At 71.0% G+C, this 1,078-nt stretch carries 1 protein-coding gene; it reads right to left on the bottom strand.

Annotation, left to right across the window (positions count from 1 at the left end; genetic code table 11):
- Window positions 1-1,078, bottom strand: a 1,078-nt coding sequence (locus tag K4S16_RS00020; protein WP_268843199.1) for a thiamine pyrophosphate-binding protein, incomplete at both ends; no start/stop codon positions are given.

Raw genomic sequence — 1,078 nt, 5'->3', positions numbered from 1 at the left:
ACGACTCCGGCACCGACCAGCCGCCGAGCGCTCCGTCCAGGGCGCGGATCCCTTCCCGGGCATCGGCCACGACCGACACTCCCCCGAGCTTCATCGCGTCGGGGCGGGCCACGTTGATGTTGACGAACTTGACGGCCGGGTCGGCGAACAGGCTGTGGGAGGCGGTGGTGAAATCGCTGTAACGGGTCCCGATCCCCACCACCACATCGGCCCGGCGCGCCAGCGCGTTGGCCGCCGCGGTCCCGGTCGCACCGACCGCACCCACCGAACAGGAGTGGTCCCACGCCAGCGCGCCCTTGCCCGCCTGGGTCTCGGCCACCGGAACACCCGTCCGCTCGGCCAGCGCCCGCAACTCCTGCGTCGCGCCGGAGTAGATCACCCCGCCCCCCGCCACGATCAGCGGACGCTCCGCCGCCCGCACCAGCGCCGCCGCCTCCGCCAGCACGGCCGGCTCGGGCACCGGACGCGCAACCCGCCACACCCGCTCGGCGAACAACTCCTCCGGCCACTCGAACGCCTCGGCCTGCACGTCCTGCGGCAGCGCCAACGTCACCGCCCCGGTCTCGGCCGGATCGGTCAGCACCCGCATCGCCGCCAGCAACGCCCCCGGCAACTGCTCCGCCCGATTGATCCGATCCCAGAACTTCGACACCGGCCTCAAGCAGTCGTTCACCGACACGTCGTAGGAGCGAGTGTCCTCCAGCTCCTGCAGCACCGGGTTCGCCGGACGCGTGGCGAACACATCACCGGGCAGCAGCAGCACCGGCAACCGGTTGATCGTGGCCAGCGCCGCACCCGTCACCATGTTCGTCGCACCCGGCCCGATCGACGTCGTGCACGCCAACGTCGACAACCGGTCACTCATCCGCGCGAACCCCGCCGCCGAATGCACCATCGCCTGCTCATTACGCGCCATGAAGTACGGCAGCCCATCACCGTGCTCCAGCAGCGCCTGCCCCATCCCCGCCACATTGCCGTGCCCGAAAATCCCGAAACACCCGGCGAAGAACCGCCGCCGCACCCCATCACGCTCGCTGTACTGCACCGCCAGGAAACGCACCAGCGCCTGCGCCACCGT

The sequence above is a fragment of the Actinomadura sp. K4S16 genome (assembly GCF_008327685.1).
Lineage (GTDB): Bacteria > Actinomycetota > Actinomycetes > Streptosporangiales > Streptosporangiaceae > Spirillospora.
This window is presented reverse-complemented; position numbering and strand designations above follow the sequence as displayed.